Origin of the sequence: Paraburkholderia sp. BL6669N2, assembly GCF_003387275.1 — a bacterium.
In the GTDB taxonomy this organism is placed as follows: Bacteria; Pseudomonadota; Gammaproteobacteria; order Burkholderiales; family Burkholderiaceae; genus Paraburkholderia.
This window is the reverse complement of sequence record NZ_QUNA01000001.1, coordinates 2,070,459-2,086,887: the sequence shown is the minus strand read 5'-3', so window position 1 is coordinate 2,086,887 and position 16,429 is coordinate 2,070,459. Positions and strand designations below refer to the sequence as shown.

The window sequence follows — 16,429 nt, the reverse complement described above, 5'->3', positions numbered from 1 at the left end:
ATCAGCTTCCTGACTTAGACGGCCGGGCAGCGGCGTTAGTGCTCGCCGACGCGTTTGCCGGTGTCGTTGGCGACGTGGACAGAGTGTTCGAGTTCGCCGCCGCATTCGCCGACATTGACCCAGCGCTCGACTTCACCGCCCCGTTCGACGACTTCGATCCAGCGCCCGAACCCGCCGACGTGTTCGCCGGCAAAACGCCAACGGCCGAACCCGCTGCCACTTTCCCCTTCCCATGCGCCGGCAGCGTCTCACTAGCCTGCGGACCGTTAGCCGGGTCATCGAGTCCCCCGCCCAACGCCGTGACCAGCGACGCATGCGCGCCCAGCCGCTCGGCCTGAATCTTCGCCACGCCTTCCTGCGCGCGCAGCAACTGGTTCTGCGCGATCAGCACGTTCAGATAATCGGTCAGGCCGCGCCGATATCCTTCGCGCGACAAATCGTAATTCTTGCGGGCTGCCGCGACCGAGCGGTCGGCATCCTCGGCCTGCGTGGCAAGCGAACGGATGCGGATCACCTGGTCGGAAATGTCCTTGAGCGCGCCCACAATCGACTGGTTATAGCTCTCGACGGCCTCGTCATAGCCCGCCGACGCCGCGCCGAGTTGCGAACGCAGCCGTCCACCATCGAGGATCGGCAGCGACAGCGCCGGCCCCGCGCTCCAGCTATGCGACGGATTCTTCAGGAACTGGAACAGCGGCCCCATCGCCGCATAACCGCCGATCGACGCCAGCAGGTTGATGTCCGGGTAGAAGTCCGCCTTGGCGACATCGATGCCGCGCGCTTGCGCCGCGACCGTCCAGCGCGCCGCGACCACGTCCGGCCGATGGCCGATCAGGTCCGCGGGCAACGCGCTCGGCAAGCCGGCAGGCCCCATCTCGAGCGACAAGCTTGGGCGCTGGATCGAATCGCCCGCGCCCGGACCCTTGCCGGCCAGCGCGGCCAGCTGATTGCGGCCGAGCGCGATCTTTTCTTCGATTTCGTCGATCTGGCGTTCGTATTCCGGCAGCGGCGTTTCGGCCTGGCTCACTTCGAGCTGCGTGCCGATGCCGCCTTTCAGACGCCGGTTGGCCAGATCCACGATCTGCTGCTGTTGCTGCAAGGTGGCCTTGGCGATGTCGAGCAACGCGTAGTTCAGCGACATCTCGATATAGGTGCGCACCACGTTGCCTTCCAGTTCGAGCTGGGCAGCGCGCGCATCCGCCGAACTCGCGTGCGCGGCGTCCAGAGCGCGCTCGGCGGCGTTCTTGTCCTTGCCCCAGATGTCGAGGTGATACGACAGGCCGAGCGTGCCGGTGTTGTTCCACGATTGCTCGCCGGCCAGCGGGCCCGGGCCGTAGTAAAGATTGTCGGCCCACTTCTGGCGTTGGATCGACAGGCTGCCGTTGACTTGCGGCGACAGCGCCGAGCGGGCTACACCGGCCATCGACATGGCTTCGCGCACGCGCGCCTGGGCGGCGGCGAGGCTCGGGTTGCCCGTCCGCGCCTCTTCGATCCACTGGTTCAGTTGCGGATCGTTATAGGCGCGCCACCAGTCGACCGCGGGCCATTGGGCGTCCGCATTGGCCGCGCGGATCGCGTTGCCCGCGTCGAGCGAAGCGGGTTCGATTCCGCTGGCCTGCGGCGCGACGCCTCCGGTACTTGCACAGCCGGCGATTGTTAATAGGATCGTAAGAACCGCGGCTGCGGCGATCCCTTTCTGTACCGGAGACTGCACGATTTCCTCCAAAATTGACTATAGAAGCATGTGCGTCATTATATTTTTTGATTGATTGGGGAATAACCGGTAAAGATGCAAGGCATTTTTACGAGATATGAGACAATCGCCTTTGCGAATCGTGTAACAATCGCTTCCGGATACAAGGGAAAGTTATGGATACGCTTCAAAACATGCGCGTATTTGTCCGTGTCGTCGAAGCGGGCAGCTTCACGGGCGCCGCGCAGCATCTGAATACGACCACGGCCTACGCGTCGCGCGCGGTGTCCGATCTGGAAGCGCATCTGCGCACGCGTCTGTTGAACCGCACCACGCGCCGCATCGCGCTGACCGAGGCCGGCGAACGCTACCTGCAGCGCTGCGAGCAAATCCTCGCGTACGTGGACCAGGCGGAAGCCGAGGCGAGCGACGCCCACGCCCGCCCGTCCGGCAAGCTGAAGGTCCACGCCATGACGAGCTTCGGCCAGCACTATGTGGTGCCGGCCGTCGGCCGCTATCAGGACCGTTACCCGGACGTGCAAATCGAATTGACGCTGGCGCAGCGCATGCCCGATCTGCTCGACGAAGGCTTCGACGTATCGCTCACGCTCGCTACCGGTCTGCCGGATTCGGGACTGGTGTCGCAAAGACTCGGCAGCGCGTTCAGCATTGCTTGCGCGTCGCCTGCCTATCTGGAGCGGCACGGCGTGCCGCAAACGCCGGCGGACCTTTCGCGCCACGCGTGTCTGCAAATGGTCACGCCGGTGTTCCCGACCGACAAGTGGACTTTCGACGGCCCGAACGGTGAGGAAACCATCGCTCTTGGGCCGACGACGTTTCAGGTGAACGTGGCCGAAGCGATGGCGGTCGCCGTGTCGAGCGGCATGGGCGTCGGGCTGATTCCGATCTACTCGGCGATCAGTGGTTTGCGAAAGGGCGAACTCGTTTGGCTGCTGCCGGAATACACGTCGCAGGAAATGAATCTGTACGCGTTGTACCCGTCGCGGCAGTATCTGGACGCCAAGATCCGCACGTGGGTCGAGTTCCTGCGCGACGAGTTGCCCGCCACGCTGGCCGCGGACCAGGAGGAGTTGCGCGAGTTCGCGCGGACCTGAAACCTCGCCACGCGAGGGTTCCGAGGATTGTCGACGGTCGCCGGGAGGAGTTGGCGCGAGCGCCTGTTACATAACTGCCGCGTCGCAACATTTCCTTACTTCTGCCGTGCGGTCGATTTGCTAACGTGTCGTTCATGCGCTGCGGTCTTGCACTGCGCGCACCGGACGCGTTGAGTTCGCCGCCGTTCGGCAAATCGCTACAAATCGCAACGACAGAAGGACGAGGATTCATGGATACGCATCTGATGATCGGCGTGGCCGTCATGTTTGGCTTGATCGGGATTGCCGCGTCACGCGATTTGCTGCGCCAGCTGCGCGAACAGCAGCCGCAACTGGTGCCGATCAAGGTCGAGCGTCCGGATTTGCAGGGGCAGCGGCGCGATCGTTGAGATTCGACGCAGCGCCTCCCTAGCGGGCAGGCTGTTTTCTGTCCTTGGGGTGATGGGGGAGATCCGGGCTCACGTCCCTCGCTTACGTTGAGTTCCGTGTGCGGCGATTGAGCGCTTACGCCTTGGGCCGTCGTGGTTCACCCGCCTTCCGCGTCCCTATCAGGCGCTCAAATTCAGCTTACTGCTGCGATCAGACCCGGCTCGTCGTTCAGCGTGCGGTCCACTTCGTGGCTCACTCTATGCCAACGAAAGCGCGCGGCGGCGATACCGGCGGTGCGCGTCAACTGCTCAAGTTCATCGAGCGGCAATTCAGGGTCTAGCCAGCGGCGCGCCGCGTCCGGCGCGAATGCCAGCGGACGGCGGTCGTGCACATCGACGAGGCCCGCGTCGGCGACGGCCGTCACGATCACCATCCCCATGCCTTCCGTTTGCGGTTCAGTGCCGCGCACGCTCGAGAGCGCCGCGAGATACATGGGCGCATCGCTCTTCAAATGCACGAAGTAGGGCTGGCGGCCTGACGGCTCGTCTAGTCTGTCTTTACGGTCCTCGATTGTGGACACGGCCGCGGTTTCCATGCGCCACTCGAACCAGCCGTCGGCCGGCACCAATACCCGTCCGGTTTTCCACAACTCCTTGAAGTAGCGCCCGTTCGGCGCGGCGTCGGCGCGCGCATTGATCGTCTGCGGCAGATGCTGTTCGCGCGCCCAGTCAGGGCAATAACCCCAGTGGATCGCGTGCACCGTTTGATCGGGGTAGATGGCGAGCGGGTGGGTGCCGGGCGCGAGGTTGTAGCCGGGACGGCGGTCGGCGGCATCGAAGAGCATGAGCGGGTCGGCGAGGCCGAGGTGCTCGGCGTAGAAACGCGGCTCGCGATACTGGCTGATTCGACCACACATGAGCGACCTCCGGGGACGACCGGCCTGGGTTTCGATAACCGCGGCCGGATAACCGCGATTCGACAACCTACGACAGCGTAGTGCGTGCTGTGCGGGTGCGCTATTCAGATCGGCCCCAAGGCGGCAACTATGCCGAGGGACTCGAGTCGGCCCGAGTGGCTCTAAGCGGATCCAATCCATGCCGATTCAAGCCAAGCGGATTTAAGCGAAGCCGACCCGGGCAACGCCGCCCCGGCCAAGCCGAACCCAGCCCAGCCGTCCCGAGCGATCAGCGGCGCCAAGTCGTGCGCGCCTCAAGCCACCTGAAGCGACCGCTAAATCTCGATGACCTTATCCCACGCAAAAAGCGGATTCTCCAACTGGCCAGTACGCCGGTCGCGATAGCCGCGCGGATTGCAGACCACGCGCGTGCCGTTCACGCTGTAGTCGAACGGCGTATGAGTATGCCCATGAATCCACAGCGCGACAGGCGGCCCCACGAGGTCTGGCAAGTGATTGACGAAGCCCGCCGATACGAGATCTTCCGCATAGCGCTCGGCGAGACTCAGCCGATGCGGCGCATGATGCGTGACAACAATCGTCTTGCCGCCGAACGGTTTGGCCAGCTCGCTTTCGAGCCAGGCGCGCGCTTGCCGGTGCAACGCAAGCGAGTCGCCGGGCGTGAAGTCGCGCGCGGCATCGTGGGTGTCGTGCGGCCAGTTCATCTGAATCAGTCCGCGGAAGTCGAGCATCACCTTTCGCGACGCCTCGATCGATTCGGCGAGCATGTCCGGATCGCTTCCGTACAACGCGAAGTCGGTCCACAAGGTCGTGCCGAGCACGCGCCACCGGCCTTGCAGGTCGACCAGCGCGGCGTTGTTCAAGACGTGCACGTTATCGACCTGCGCTGCCGCGTCATAAAGCGCGGCGTCAAGCGCGCCGAACTCGCCGTCGTAGTACTCGTGATTGCCGGGCACGTAGACCACCGGCACGGAGCCGTCGAAAGTTTGCGCGGCCCAGCGCGGTCCGGCCGCGTGATTGTGGATGTCGCCGGCGAGCACGATCAGATCCGCCTGCGCATGCGGGATCAGCTCAGGCTCGTCGTTTTCCAGATGCAGATCGGACAGCACTCGAATCTTCACGGCCACGACTCCTGCAATGGCCTCCGCAGGGGACGCGGAGCTTCAAACGTTAGCGTAGCACCTTGCCAGGATTCATCAGATTCAGCGGATCGAGCGCATGTTTGATGGTTCGCATCAACTGCACCTCGACGTCCTGCTTGTAGTGCATCGCCTCGTCGATCTTCAACTGGCCGAGCCCGTGTTCCGCGCTGATGCTGCCGCGATGCCGGTGCACGCTGTCGTAGACGATCCGGTTGATCGGGCTCTGGTATTGCCTGAGGAACGCTTTCGCGTCGCCGCCCTCGGGCGCCTGCACGTTGTAGTGCAGATTGCCGTCGCCGAGATGGCCGAACGTCACCATGCGCGCGCCGGGCACGGCCTGCGCGATCGCCGCGTCGGTTTCCTCGATGAAGTGGCCGATACTCGAGATCGGCACCGCGATATCGTGCTTGATGTTCAGGCCTTCCTCGGCCTGGGCGAGCGGAATGTGTTCACGCAGATTCCAGAACGCCCGCGACTGGCTGAGATTTTCCGCGACCACTGCGTCTTGCACCAGGCCGTTTTCGAGCGCCGTCTCCATCAGACGCTCGAACAGTTGGCGCGCGTGCTCCTCGCTTTCGCTGTCCGACAGTTCGAGCAGCACGACTTGCGCGTGCGGCTCGGCGAACGGATAGCGCATCTGCTCGAAATGCCGGCCGACCAGCCGCAGGCAGAAATCGGACATCAATTCGAAACCGGTCAACAGCGGCCCGGCGGCACCCTGCGTGAGCGACAAAAAGTCGAGCGCGGCATGCGGCGACGCGAGCGCGGCGAGCGCCGTGACGCGCGCGGCCGGTTGCGGATGCAACTTGAGCACGGCGGCGGTGATGATGCCGAGCGTGCCTTCCGCGCCGATGAACAGGTCACGCAGATCGTAGCCGGTGTTGTCCTTGCGCAGTCCGCGCAGGCCGTCCCACAGTTCGCCTTGTGGCGTGACCACTTCGAGCCCGATGCACAACTCGCGGGCGTTGCCGTAGCGGAGCACGCCGGTGCCGCCCGCATTGGTGGCGAGATTGCCGCCGATCGTGCAGCTGCCTTCGGCGGCGAGGCTCAAGGGGAAGAGGCGGCCGGCCTCGTCGGCGTGCTTCTGCACTTCGGCGAGAATCACGCCGGCCTCGACTGTGATCGTATTGTTGTGCGGATCGATGTCCCGCACCCGGTTCAGACGCCGCAAGCTGATGACCGCCTGCGCGCCGCTTGCGTCCGGCGTGGCGCCGCCGGCAAGGCCCGTGTTGCCGCCTTGCGGGACCAGCGCGATGCGATGTTCGACGGCGAGCTTCACGAGTGCCGCGACTTCGTCAGGCGTGGCCGGGCACAGCACTGCGCACGCCGCGCCGGTGTAGCGGCGGCGCCAGTCGGTCAGATACGGGGCGGTGTCGTGCGGATCGGTCAGCACCTGCGCGGCGCCGATGGCGTCGCGGCAGGCGGCGAGAAAAGCGGTTTGGGTCATGTTGGTCGGTCAGCGTATTCGGGCGGAAATGTCGGGCGAGGCGGAGCGTTTTGGTCAGCCGGACGGATTGGCGTGATCGGCCGGCTCGCTTCCGGCGTGATTGGCTGGCTGAATTTCGGGCTTAATTGCAGCCTGCTTTGCTGCTCGTTTCGCCGCGCGTTTGAACGGCGCGACGTAGGCCAGCGAGCAGACGAAGAAGACCACGGAGAGCGCGGCTTCCAGCCAGCCGAGTCCTGCGCTCGGCCCGCGGTCGCTCCAGCCACGCACAACGCCTTCGGCAAAATACAGCAGGATCAGCATCGACGCCCATTGCAGCGTATAAAGCCGATGCCGCCAGACGCCAGGTAACGCGAGCAGCAACGGCACCGCCTTGAGCACCAGCGCCGAACCGCCGGGACGCAGCGGCGCGAGCCACCATTCCCACACGACGGACACGACGATCAGCGCAACCAGGGTCGTGGTGGCGCCGAGCGCGGCGGCGCGATTTCGCGGCACGGCCGGAGCAGTTGGAGGCGTGGGCGCCCGCGTTGCGGTGTCGGCGTTCGGCGCGGCGGCCGGTTGCGCGTGCGGCTCGTTCACGGCCTTTCACTCATGGATGCCGCCGTGCGGGCGACGCGCGCGCCGAGCGCGATGGCGAGCGTCTTCTCGTCCGCCGAGATACCGTGTTCGGCGCTGCCCGCGCGCGCGAAATGCGACGCGCCGTACGGCGTGCCGCCGGTTTGCGTGGTGCTCAATGCGCTCTCCGTGTACGGAATGCCGACGATCAGCATGCCGTGATGCAAAAGCGGCAGCATCATGGAGAGCAGGGTGGATTCCTGGCCGCCGTGCAAACTGCCGGTGGACGTGAACACGCAAGCGGGTTTGCCGGCAAGCGCACCGGACAGCCACTGCGGCGTGGTGCCGTCGAGAAAGTATTTGAGCGACGCGGCCATGTTGCCGAAGCGGGTAGGCGAACCGAGCGCGAGACCGGCGCAATCTTCGAGGTCGCGCAGTTCGACGTAGGGCGGCCCCTCGGCGGGAATATCGGGCTGGGTCGCTTCGCAGACGGTGGACACCGCCGGCACGGTACGCACGCGCGCCTGCATGCCGGGAACGCTGTCGACGCCGTGCGCGATCGCCAGCGCGAGCTCGCGCGTGGCGCCGTGACGGCTGTAATAGAGCACGAGAATGTCTTTCATAGGCCTCATCGGTGAACGGGTATTATAGGGGCTGGGTCCGCTCCACAGGCCGCCCATAGCCATTCGGCCAGGTCTCGCGCGCGGTCCTGTCATACCGGTGCATGCAGCAAGGAGGTGGGGTTTGTTGTCCAGGGTGCGTTTCGATCTCGACACGCTCAAACGGCTCGCGCAATTTGCCGCGCAGCGCAGTAGCGAAGACCGCATTCCGCAGGTGGCCGGCAGCCTCACGTTCACCACCATGCTCTCGCTCGTGCCGCTCGCGACGGTTGCGTTCGCGCTGTTCACCGCGTTTCCGATCTTTGCTTCGTTCCAGATGTCGCTGCAGATTTTTCTTGCCGACCATCTGATGCCCGCGCAGCTCAACAGTCAGATTTTTAACTATCTGAATCAGTTTGCGGCGAAGGCGAAGGGTCTCACGACCATCGGCATGATCTTTCTGTTCGTGACCGCGGTGATGACGATGATGACGGTCGAATCCGCTTTCAACGTGATCTGGCGCGTGCGCAAAGCGCGGCCTATCGCGCAGCGCATTCTGGTGTACTGGGCGATCATCACGCTCGGGCCGATTCTGATTGGCGTGAGTTTGTCGATATCGTCGTATCTGTTCACGCAGTCCATGACCTTCACGGCGGCGCAGCGCATGACGCCCGTCATCGAGTGGGCGCTCGCGGGCGCGGCGCTACCGCTCACCGCGCTCGCCTTCACGATTCTCTATGTCTACCTGCCGAATTGCCGCGTGGAATGGCGCGACGCGGTAATTGGCGGCGTGACCGCGGCGATCGCCTTCGAACTGGCGAAGCGCGGCTTCGGCTATTACGTGCGGCGCATTCCGACCTACACCGCGGTGTACGGCGCATTCGCGGCCGTGCCGCTATTCCTGGTGTGGATGTATCTGTGCTGGTTCATCACGCTCGCGGGCGCGATGACCGCGTCCGCGTTGCCGGCCATTCGCATCGGCCAGTTTCATCGGCCCACCTTCGAGGGCAGCAATCTGTTCGACTCGCTCGAACTGCTCGCGCGGCTCTCGGAAGCGCGTGAGGCAGGCAAGCGCGGCTACACCGTACCCGAACTTTCGCGAATGCTTCGACGCGATATGGACACCACCATCAACCTGCTGCAGAAGCTCGAGGAGATCGAATGGATCGCGCGCTTGCAGGAGGACGGCATGCGTCCGCACTTCCTGTTGCTGGCGAATCCGGCGCAGATCACGGTTGAGCGCCTGTTCGAGCTGTTCGTGATCGACCACGCCGAACTCGAGTATCAGCTGCAACTGGCGTCCACCCGCGTGGATGGCCAGATGCTGCTGGCGGCGCTGGAAAACGACAAGCTGAAAGTCACACTCGCCGCGTTGATGACCGCGCGCGCGGCCGCTCGTGCGGCGCCTGCCGAGCAGAGCGAACCCGGCACACCTTCCATGCCGCATCAGGCGGCTTGAGTCGCGCGGAATGCGTACTGTCGGCGCTGAAAACTAGCGCATCGCTACAGCGAAATCTTGCCGACGCAGATGTCCTTGAACATCACCCAGTCGCCCATCAGGCTGTAAAGCGGATGCCGGAAGGTAGCCGGCCGGTTCTTCTCGAAGAAGAAATGCCCGACCCAGGCGAAGCCGTATCCGCAGATCACGGCGGCGGGCAGCCATAACCAGTCGCCAGTGGCGAGCGCCATGGCGAGACAGCCGATCACGCCGAGCGATCCCACGAAATGCAGCCGCCGCGAGACTGTGTTGCGATGCTCGCTCAGATAGTACGGATAGAACTCCGCGAAACTCGCGAAGTGATCGGTGTGCGCGGTTTGAGCCATCACGGCCTCCAGATTGCGACGCTTCTCGATCCTTTAGCGCGTACGAATATGCAGATGCACGCGCTCGAAACAGGACAGGCTTGGCCCATTGTGCGGCTATCGGCCGACGCGCGCAACCTGGCCATTCGGCCGATGGCGCGCCGGTCTTCGCGCGGTTATCGTGACGGCTCGTGACGTTTATCGGACCTCGCGGGGCGCTCTGGAAGCGAAGCTGAAGAGGGCGTCAAGCGTGGCGTCGGGTTGCTCGGACATGAGCGCGTGGCCGGCTTCGAGCGTGACCGTGTCGACCGGTACGCCGGCCTGCGCGAGGGCGCCCGCAAGTGCTTTGGCGGCGCGCGGCGGCGTCATCGCATCGCGCCGGCCGACGATCAGGCGTACGGCGCAGCGCACCTGCGCGGCGCGGGCGAGGCCGTCCGCGTAGCTGTTGCAGGCGGCGAAGTCGGTGTGGAACAGGTTCGGCTCGCCGCTTGCCGAGACACGCTCCATCAAACGCTGGTTCATGCCGTGCAGCCAGAAGCCGGGGCCGGGGCAGGAGGGTTTGGCTGCGAAGGTCGAATGCGACCATTGATTGACCATGGCGATCGCTTCGGGCTCACGGTGCAAGGCGGCGTCGAGCAGCGCGTCGGAGACGGCCATCGGAATCGCCGTGGCAAGCAGGGCGAGATGCGTTGCGCGCTCCGGATAGCGGCCGGCGAAGTCGAGCGCGATCAGCGAGCCCATGCTGTGGCCGGCCACGAAGGCGCGTTGCACGCCGGCGGCGTCGAGCAGCGCGGCCAGCCAGTCGGCCATGGCCGGCACCGTGGTCATAGCCGGGCCCGCGCTGCGGCGGTGACCAGGCAGATCCACGGCCAGCACACCAAAGCCGTGATGCGCGAAGTAGCGGGTTTGCAGCGCCCACACGCTGTGATCGTGCTCGGCGCCGTGGATGAAGACGGCGGTCGGCAGGTTCGCATCGAACGCTTTGCCGCCGGTGTACGCGTAGGCGGGTTTGCCTTGAACGGTCAGGATCATGCTGACTCCGGGCGGGGTTGGGCGGCTGTGCCGCCATGCGGCGCGTTTGTCGCGCTCGCTTTCTGTGCGGCTTTCAACGCACGCTTGAGGTCGTCGATCAGATCGTCCGGGTCTTCGAGGCCGATCGAGAGGCGGATCGTACCTTCGGCGATGCCGGCCGCGGCGAGCGCGGCGGCGTCCATGCGAAAGTGCGTGGTCGATGCGGGATGGATCACGAGCGAGCGCGCGTCGCCCACGTTCGCGAGATGCGAGAACAGCGAGAGCGCCTCGATGAAACTGCGCCCGGCGGCGCGGTCGCCGCGCAGATTGAAGCTGAACACCGCGCCGGCGCCGCGCGGCAGCAGGCGCTTCGCAAGGGCGTGATCCGGGTGTGTCGGCAACTCCGGATAGGCGACGGATTCGACTGCCGCGTGACCGGTCAGGAATTCGACCACGCGGCGTGTATTGGCAACGTGCCGCTCCATCCGCAACGGCAGCGTTTCGATGCCTTGCAGCAGTTGCCACGCGGCTTGCGGATGCAGGCAGGCGCCGAAGTCGCGCAGGCCTTCGCGGCGTGCTCGCAGAAGGAACGGCGCGACGGTGCTTTCCTCGCTGAACACCATGCCGTGAAAGCCGTCGTAAGGCTCGGTGAATTCGGGAAAACGCCCGGAGGCCTCGAAGTCGAACGTGCCGCCGTCCACCAGCACGCCGCCGATCGTCGTGCCATGGCCGCCGAGAAATTTGGTGGCCGAGTGATAAACGAAGTCCGCGCCGTGTTCGAACGGTCTAAGCAGATAAGGCGTGGTGAATGTCGAGTCGACCAGCAGCGGCACACGGTGCTCATGCGCGATCTGCGCCACGGCGGCGATATCGAGCACGTCGAGGCCCGGATTGCCGAGCGTTTCGCCGAACAGCAACCGCGTGTTCGGACGCAGCGCGGTGCGCCACGCATCGAGGTCGCCGGGCTTGACGAAGGTCGTCTCGATACCGAAGCGCCGCAACGTGTAGTGCAGCAGATTGTGCGAGCCGCCGTACAGCGCGCTGGAGGCGACGATGTGCGAGCCCGCGCCCATCAGCGTGGCGATGGCCAGATGCAAGGCCGCTTGGCCGCTTGCCGTGCCGATCGCGCCCGCGCCGTTTTCCAGCGCGGCGACGCGTTCCTCGAACACGGCCACGGTCGGGTTCGAGATGCGTGAGTACACGTGACCGGCGCGCTCCATATTGAAGAGCGCCGCGGCGTGGTCCGAGTCGCGGAACGAAAACGAGGTAGTCTGGTAAATCGGCGTGGCGCGTGCGCCGGTTGTCGGGTCGGGAGCAGCGCCGGCGTGCAGCGCAAGCGTGTCGAAACGGTTGGCGGACATGCTGGACGGCGAGGCCACGGACGGCCTCGCGAATGGTGAAAGTGGCGGCCATCCTATCACCGGCATGCGGCGCTTCAAGCGCGGTTTTCCCGATGCGGGTGCGCGCGCAAGCACCGCTTCGAACCTGCGAACGCCCGCTGCGCCTTGGTGGGCGGGCCGCTTTCCTTTTATGGGTCTTTCCGCTAGGATCGAAAAACATCGATGCTTTACCAGCTTAGCGGGCACTACGGGAGACAGATCATGCGAGTCAGCGACATCCTCAAAGTCAAAGGCAATACCCTATTCACGGTCACGCCGGATACCACGCTGCACGACGCAGTCAATGCCATGGCCGAGCACGACATCGGCTCGCTGGTGGTGATGGAGTACGGCGACCTCGTCGGCATGCTCACATTCCGCGAAATCATGCTGACGCTGAGCAAGAATGGCGGCAGCGTCGGAACTTCCACGATCCGCAAGGTGATGGACGACCATCCACTCACCTGCACGCCGGAAACGGACGTCAACGAAGTCCGCCGCATGATGCTCGAGCATCACGTGCGTTATCTGCCGGTGCTGGAAAGCCGCACGCTAATGGGCGTGATTTCGTTCTACGACGTCGCCAAGGCAGTGGTCGAAGAGCAGGGCTTCGAAAACCGCATGCTCAAGGCCTATATCCGCGACTGGCCGGAAGAACAGCAGGAACAGCAGCCGGCGCGTTAATGCGCGGCGATTCACTGCGACGCGCTGGTCGTTGCTGTGAGCGCGAAAAGGCAGTCGAGGCGCGCGCGAAAGCGTGCGCTTTTTTTGTGTCCGGCGCTGGGTTCGGCCGCATGTGGAGTTTGGTGTCCAGTTCGGTGCCCGGCTCGACGCCGAGGCGGGCGTGAGCGCGCGTAATGGGTTTGCAGTCCGGGATTTGCAATCCGGCACCGCGCGCCGCCCGGCGACCCGCCCACACGCAACACCATGCATGGCACTTTCTTCCATGTCGTTCTTCCAGCCTGTGTTTGGAATTCCATGAGCGATCGTCCGTTACCTGCTGCCCGCCGCGCTGCCCGTCAACACGAGGCACACGAATCCCAGTTCCGGCTGCTCAGTCAGCGCCGTTTCGCGCCGTTTTTCTGGACCCAGTTCCTCGGCGCGATGAACGACAACGTGTTCAAGATCGGCTTCACGTCGCTTGTCACGTATCAGGCGGCGCGCTTTTCCGGAGTCGATCCGAAAACGGCGGCGTTCCTGATCTCGGCCATTTTCATTCTGCCGTTCGTGCTGCTGTCGGCCACCTCCGGCCAGATCGCCGACAAGTACGACAAGGCGATGCTCACGCGCTTCGTCAAGAGCTTCGAAATCGTCGTGATGCTGATTGGCGGCGCGGGTTTCTGGCTGCATAGCGCGCCGCTTCTGTACCTGTGCACGTTTCTGATGGGCGTGCACTCCACCGTGTTCGGGCCGGTCAAATACTCGTATTTACCGCAGCATCTGTCGAAGGCGGAACTGGTGGGCGGCAATGGCATGGTCGAAATGGGCACCTTCGTGGCGATCCTGATCGGTACGATCGTCGGCGGAGTGGGCGCGGGTTTTGTCGAACATGGCGCGGTGGTGCTGGCTTGCGCGTGCGTCGCGATCGCGCTGGTGGGGCGCGTGGTGTCGAGTTTCGTGCCGACCACGCCGGCGCCGCAGGCCGATCTGCGCATCAACTGGAATCCGGTCAGCGAGACGTGGCGCAACCTCAAATTGGCGCGCGAGAATCGCACCGTGTTTCTGAGCCTGCTCGGGATTTCCTGGCTGTGGTTCGTCGGCGCGATCTTCCTGTCGTCGTTTTTCAGTTTCGCGAAGAATGTGCTGTCCGCCGATCCGGACGTCGTGACCGTGCTGCTCGGCACCTTCTCGATCGGCATCGGCCTCGGCTCGTTGATGTGCGAAAAGCTCTCGAAGCGGCGCATCGAAATCGGGCTCGTGCCGCTCGGTTCGATCGGCATGAGCGTGTTCGCGATCGACCTGTTTTTCGCTAGCCACGCATTGCCGCTGCCGGGACATCTGCTGAGCGTCGGCGAGTTCATTCTGCGGCCCGCGCACTGGCGAGTGCTGGCCGATCTGTTCCTGCTCGCCATGTTCGGCGGCTTCTACAGCGTGCCGCTGTATGCGCTGATCCAGAGCCGCAGCCAGCCGAGCCACCGTGCGCGCATCATCGCGGCGAACAATATCCTGAACTCGCTGTTCATGATCGTCTCGTCGCTGATGGCCGTCGCTCTGACTTCTGCTGGCTTCAGCATTCCCGCGATTTTCCTCGTCACCGCGCTGCTCAACATCGTGGTGGCGACGTATATCTACTCGCTGGTGCCGGAGTTTCTGCTGCGCTTCATCGCTTGGGTGTTGGTGCACACGTTCTACCGGATTCGCCTCGTCCATGCCGAGCGGATTCCGGAAGAGGGCGCGGCCGTGCTGGTCTGCAATCACGTGAGTTTCGTCGACGCGATCGTCATCATGGCCGAGAGCCCGCGGCCGATCCGTTTCGTGATGGACCACCAGATCTTCAAATCGCCGTTCGCCGGCTGGGTGTTCCGTCACGCCAAGGCAATTCCGATCGCGCCCGCGCATCAGGACCCCCAGCTGCTGACGCGCGCCTACGAACGCTGCGCGCAGGCGCTCGCGGAGGGCGATCTGGTCTGCATCTTCCCGGAGGGCAAGCTGACCAGAACCGGCGACATGAATCCGTTCCGTCATGGCGTCACCGAGATCATCCGGCGCACGCCGGCGCCGGTCATTCCCATGGCGTTGCGTGGCCTGTGGGGCAGCGTGTTTTCGCGCGCGGGCGACGCGCGCTGGCCGCGGCCGATCCAGAAGGGCGTCATGAGTCGCCTGACGCTGGCGGTGGGCGAGCCGATTGAGCCCGCGTTGGCAACGCCGGAGAAGTTGCAGCAGATCGTCACCGAGTTGCGCGGAGCACGGAAGTAGCGTGACCGCGGCGCTGAAGCCCGCCAACGGCATCACGGAAAAGGAAAGATGCCGGCGCCGGGCGGGGCTCGGGTGAAAGGTGGTGGAATGCGGGCGCCGGCCAGGTGCAGATTGCCCGGTCAGGCTGTGCGCAATATCGGCGCAGAAATTTCCGACTCGCGATGTTTTGCGTTCCCGCAGCCTGAATGACTTGGGCCGGCGGCGATGCGAACGTTCCTACATCGCGCGGCATGTGTCTTGACAAACTAGGTGATCGACCGGGAAGCGCTCGCGCATGCTCCCCTGGCCGATCGGCCAAAGCGGCCGCGCGACGCGGTCCAGACGCCACGGGGCTGGCATAATAACGTTTTCCCCGCATTTCTTTGGACGACGCCCATGTCCGGCAACACGCTCGGTACGCTTTTCACTGTCACGACCTTCGGCGAATCGCACGGCCCCGCTATCGGCTGTGTGATCGACGGCTGCCCGCCGGGCATGGCGCTCAACGAAGCCGACATCCAGTTCGAACTCGACCGCCGCAAGCCCGGCACGTCGCGGCACGTCACGCAGCGTCAGGAAGAAGACAAGGTCGAGATTCTGTCGGGCGTGTTCGAAGGCCAGACCACCGGCGCGCCGATCGCGCTCCTGATCCGCAATACGGACCAGCGCAGCAAGGACTACGGCAACATTGCCGACACGTTCCGCCCGGGCCACGCCGACTACACCTATTGGCAGAAATACGGCATCCGCGACTATCGCGGCGGCGGCCGGTCGTCGGCTCGCCTCACGGCGCCGACGGTGGCCGCGGGCGCGGTCGCCAAGAAGTGGCTGCGCGAGAAATTCGGCACCGAGATTCGCGGGTATATGGCGGCGCTCGGCGAGATCGACGTGCCGTTCGTCGATTGGGCGCACGTGCGCGAGAACCCGTTCTTCGCGCCTAACGCGCAGATCGTGCCGCAGCTCGAAGCCTACATGGACGCGCTGCGCAAAGACGGCGACTCGATCGGCGCGCGCATCAACGTCGTGGCGTCGGGCGTGCCGGTCGGCCTCGGCGAGCCGTTGTTCGACCGTCTCGACGCGGACATTGCGCACGCCATGATGGGCATCAACGCAGTGAAGGGTGTCGAGATCGGCGCGGGCTTTGCCAGCGTCGCGCAGCGCGGCTCGGTGCATGGCGACGAATTGACGCCGGAGGGTTTCGTCGGCAATCACGCGGGCGGTGTGCTCGGCGGTATTTCGACCGGCCAGGACGTGACAGTGTCGATCGCGATCAAGCCGACGTCGAGCATTCGCACGCCGCGCCGCTCGATCGACAAGGCGGGGCAGCCGGTCGTCGTCGAAACGTTCGGACGGCATGACCCGTGCGTCGGCATCCGCGCCACGCCGATCGCTGAATCCATGCTGGCGCTGGTGCTGATCGACCATGCGCTGCGCCATCGCGCGCAATGCGGCGACGTAGCCGTCAGCACGCCGAAGATCGCGGCGAGCGCGCCTTAACGGGCCTG

15 protein-coding genes are annotated in these 16,429 nt (G+C 64.7%); 6 read left to right on the top strand and 9 right to left on the bottom strand.

What is annotated here, in order from left to right:
• Nucleotide 1 precedes the first annotated feature (1 nt).
• Nucleotides 2–1,714, bottom strand: a complete 1,713-nt coding sequence (locus B0G80_RS09585; protein WP_116119596.1) for an efflux transporter outer membrane subunit — start codon at nucleotides 1,712–1,714, stop codon at nucleotides 2–4.
• A gap of 155 nt (nucleotides 1,715–1,869) precedes the next feature.
• Here B0G80_RS09585 and B0G80_RS09580 point away from each other — a divergent pair, with 155 nt between their 5' ends.
• Nucleotides 1,870–2,808 carry a LysR family transcriptional regulator gene (locus B0G80_RS09580; RefSeq protein ID WP_116117827.1) on the top strand — a complete coding sequence of 313 codons (939 nt, stop codon included), beginning with the start codon at nucleotides 1,870–1,872 and terminating at the stop codon, nucleotides 2,806–2,808.
• Nucleotides 2,809–3,038: 230 nt separating this feature from the next.
• Entirely contained in the window at nucleotides 3,039–3,197 is a 159-nt protein-coding gene (locus B0G80_RS45765) for a hypothetical protein (protein WP_181919937.1), read from the top strand.
• Between the two features lie 173 nt (nucleotides 3,198–3,370).
• Here the strand turns inward: B0G80_RS45765 and B0G80_RS09570 are convergent, their stop codons facing one another.
• The 5 genes from B0G80_RS09570 to wrbA all read right to left on the bottom strand — a co-directional run bounded on the left by B0G80_RS09570 (nucleotide 3,371) and on the right by wrbA (nucleotide 7,860).
• The gene (locus B0G80_RS09570; protein ID WP_116117825.1) at nucleotides 3,371–4,093 is read right to left on the bottom strand and encodes an SOS response-associated peptidase; all 723 of its coding nucleotides are present in this window, start codon (nucleotides 4,091–4,093) and stop codon (nucleotides 3,371–3,373) included.
• A 314-nt stretch (nucleotides 4,094–4,407) separates the two neighbouring features.
• The gene (locus tag B0G80_RS09565; RefSeq protein WP_116119595.1) at nucleotides 4,408–5,214 is read right to left on the bottom strand and encodes a metallophosphoesterase; all 807 of its coding nucleotides are present in this window, start codon (nucleotides 5,212–5,214) and stop codon (nucleotides 4,408–4,410) included.
• A gap of 49 nt (nucleotides 5,215–5,263) precedes the next feature.
• On the bottom strand, nucleotides 5,264–6,682 hold the full coding sequence (locus tag B0G80_RS09560; RefSeq protein WP_116117824.1) for an FAD-binding oxidoreductase: 1,419 nt from the start codon (nucleotides 6,680–6,682) through the stop codon (nucleotides 5,264–5,266).
• Nucleotides 6,683–6,736: 54 nt separating this feature from the next.
• Nucleotides 6,737–7,261: a DUF2069 domain-containing protein gene (locus B0G80_RS09555; RefSeq protein ID WP_116117823.1), complete on the bottom strand. Its 525-nt coding sequence runs from the start codon at nucleotides 7,259–7,261 to the stop codon at nucleotides 6,737–6,739.
• On the bottom strand, nucleotides 7,258–7,860 hold the full coding sequence (wrbA, locus tag B0G80_RS09550) for an NAD(P)H:quinone oxidoreductase (protein ID WP_106309597.1): 603 nt from the start codon (nucleotides 7,858–7,860) through the stop codon (nucleotides 7,258–7,260). Before wrbA ends, B0G80_RS09555 begins: the two co-directional genes overlap by 4 nt.
• A 121-nt stretch (nucleotides 7,861–7,981) precedes the next feature.
• Here wrbA and B0G80_RS09545 point away from each other — a divergent pair, with 121 nt between their 5' ends.
• Nucleotides 7,982–9,295, top strand: a complete 1,314-nt coding sequence (locus B0G80_RS09545) for a YihY family inner membrane protein (RefSeq protein ID WP_181919936.1) — start codon at nucleotides 7,982–7,984, stop codon at nucleotides 9,293–9,295.
• Between the two features lie 44 nt (nucleotides 9,296–9,339).
• On the opposite strand, the gene B0G80_RS09540 is transcribed toward B0G80_RS09545, so the two are convergent.
• The 3 genes from B0G80_RS09540 to B0G80_RS09530 form a co-directional block, all read right to left on the bottom strand.
• Complete coding sequence (locus B0G80_RS09540) at nucleotides 9,340–9,660, bottom strand: Mpo1-like protein (protein WP_012433756.1); 321 nt, start codon at nucleotides 9,658–9,660, stop codon at nucleotides 9,340–9,342.
• A gap of 177 nt (nucleotides 9,661–9,837) precedes the next feature.
• Nucleotides 9,838–10,671 carry an alpha/beta fold hydrolase gene (locus B0G80_RS09535; protein ID WP_116117822.1) on the bottom strand — a complete coding sequence of 278 codons (834 nt, stop codon included), beginning with the start codon at nucleotides 10,669–10,671 and terminating at the stop codon, nucleotides 9,838–9,840.
• Complete coding sequence (locus tag B0G80_RS09530; RefSeq protein WP_116117821.1) at nucleotides 10,668–12,011, bottom strand: O-acetylhomoserine aminocarboxypropyltransferase; 1,344 nt, start codon at nucleotides 12,009–12,011, stop codon at nucleotides 10,668–10,670. The genes B0G80_RS09535 and B0G80_RS09530 overlap by 4 nt, the downstream gene beginning before the upstream one ends.
• A gap of 240 nt (nucleotides 12,012–12,251) precedes the next feature.
• On the opposite strand from B0G80_RS09530, the gene B0G80_RS09525 reads away from it, so the two are divergent.
• The 3 genes from B0G80_RS09525 to aroC all read left to right on the top strand — a co-directional run bounded on the left by B0G80_RS09525 (nucleotide 12,252) and on the right by aroC (nucleotide 16,421).
• Nucleotides 12,252–12,713, top strand: coding sequence for a CBS domain-containing protein (locus B0G80_RS09525; RefSeq protein WP_012433753.1), 462 nt, complete (start codon nucleotides 12,252–12,254; stop codon nucleotides 12,711–12,713).
• A 294-nt stretch (nucleotides 12,714–13,007) separates the two neighbouring features.
• Nucleotides 13,008–14,945: an MFS transporter gene (locus B0G80_RS09520; protein ID WP_116117820.1), complete on the top strand. Its 1,938-nt coding sequence runs from the start codon at nucleotides 13,008–13,010 to the stop codon at nucleotides 14,943–14,945.
• Between the two features lie 375 nt (nucleotides 14,946–15,320).
• Nucleotides 15,321–16,421 carry a chorismate synthase gene (gene aroC / locus B0G80_RS09515; protein ID WP_106309582.1) on the top strand — a complete coding sequence of 367 codons (1,101 nt, stop codon included), beginning with the start codon at nucleotides 15,321–15,323 and terminating at the stop codon, nucleotides 16,419–16,421.
• The last annotated feature ends 8 nt before the right edge of the window (nucleotides 16,422–16,429 follow it).

What these genes read in the sequence shown, in the direction of transcription:
- B0G80_RS09580 (WP_116117827.1), top strand. Translation starts at nt 1,870, where the DNA reads ATGGATACGCTTCAAAACATGCGCGTATTTGTCCGTGTCGTCGAAGCG.
- B0G80_RS45765 (WP_181919937.1), top strand. Translation starts at nt 3,039, where the DNA reads ATGGATACGCATCTGATGATCGGCGTGGCCGTCATGTTTGGCTTGATC.
- B0G80_RS09570 (WP_116117825.1), bottom strand. Translation starts at nt 4,093, where the DNA reads ATGTGTGGTCGAATCAGCCAGTATCGCGAGCCGCGTTTCTACGCCGAG.
- B0G80_RS09560 (WP_116117824.1), bottom strand. Translation starts at nt 6,682, where the DNA reads ATGACCCAAACCGCTTTTCTCGCCGCCTGCCGCGACGCCATCGGCGCC.
- wrbA (WP_106309597.1), bottom strand. Translation starts at nt 7,860, where the DNA reads ATGAAAGACATTCTCGTGCTCTATTACAGCCGTCACGGCGCCACGCGC.
- B0G80_RS09540 (WP_012433756.1), bottom strand. Translation starts at nt 9,660, where the DNA reads ATGGCTCAAACCGCGCACACCGATCACTTCGCGAGTTTCGCGGAGTTC.
- B0G80_RS09535 (WP_116117822.1), bottom strand. Translation starts at nt 10,671, where the DNA reads ATGATCCTGACCGTTCAAGGCAAACCCGCCTACGCGTACACCGGCGGC.
- B0G80_RS09530 (WP_116117821.1), bottom strand. Translation starts at nt 12,011, where the DNA reads ATGTCCGCCAACCGTTTCGACACGCTTGCGCTGCACGCCGGCGCTGCT.
- B0G80_RS09525 (WP_012433753.1), top strand. Translation starts at nt 12,252, where the DNA reads ATGCGAGTCAGCGACATCCTCAAAGTCAAAGGCAATACCCTATTCACG.
- B0G80_RS09520 (WP_116117820.1), top strand. Translation starts at nt 13,008, where the DNA reads ATGAGCGATCGTCCGTTACCTGCTGCCCGCCGCGCTGCCCGTCAACAC.
- aroC (WP_106309582.1), top strand. Translation starts at nt 15,321, where the DNA reads ATGTCCGGCAACACGCTCGGTACGCTTTTCACTGTCACGACCTTCGGC.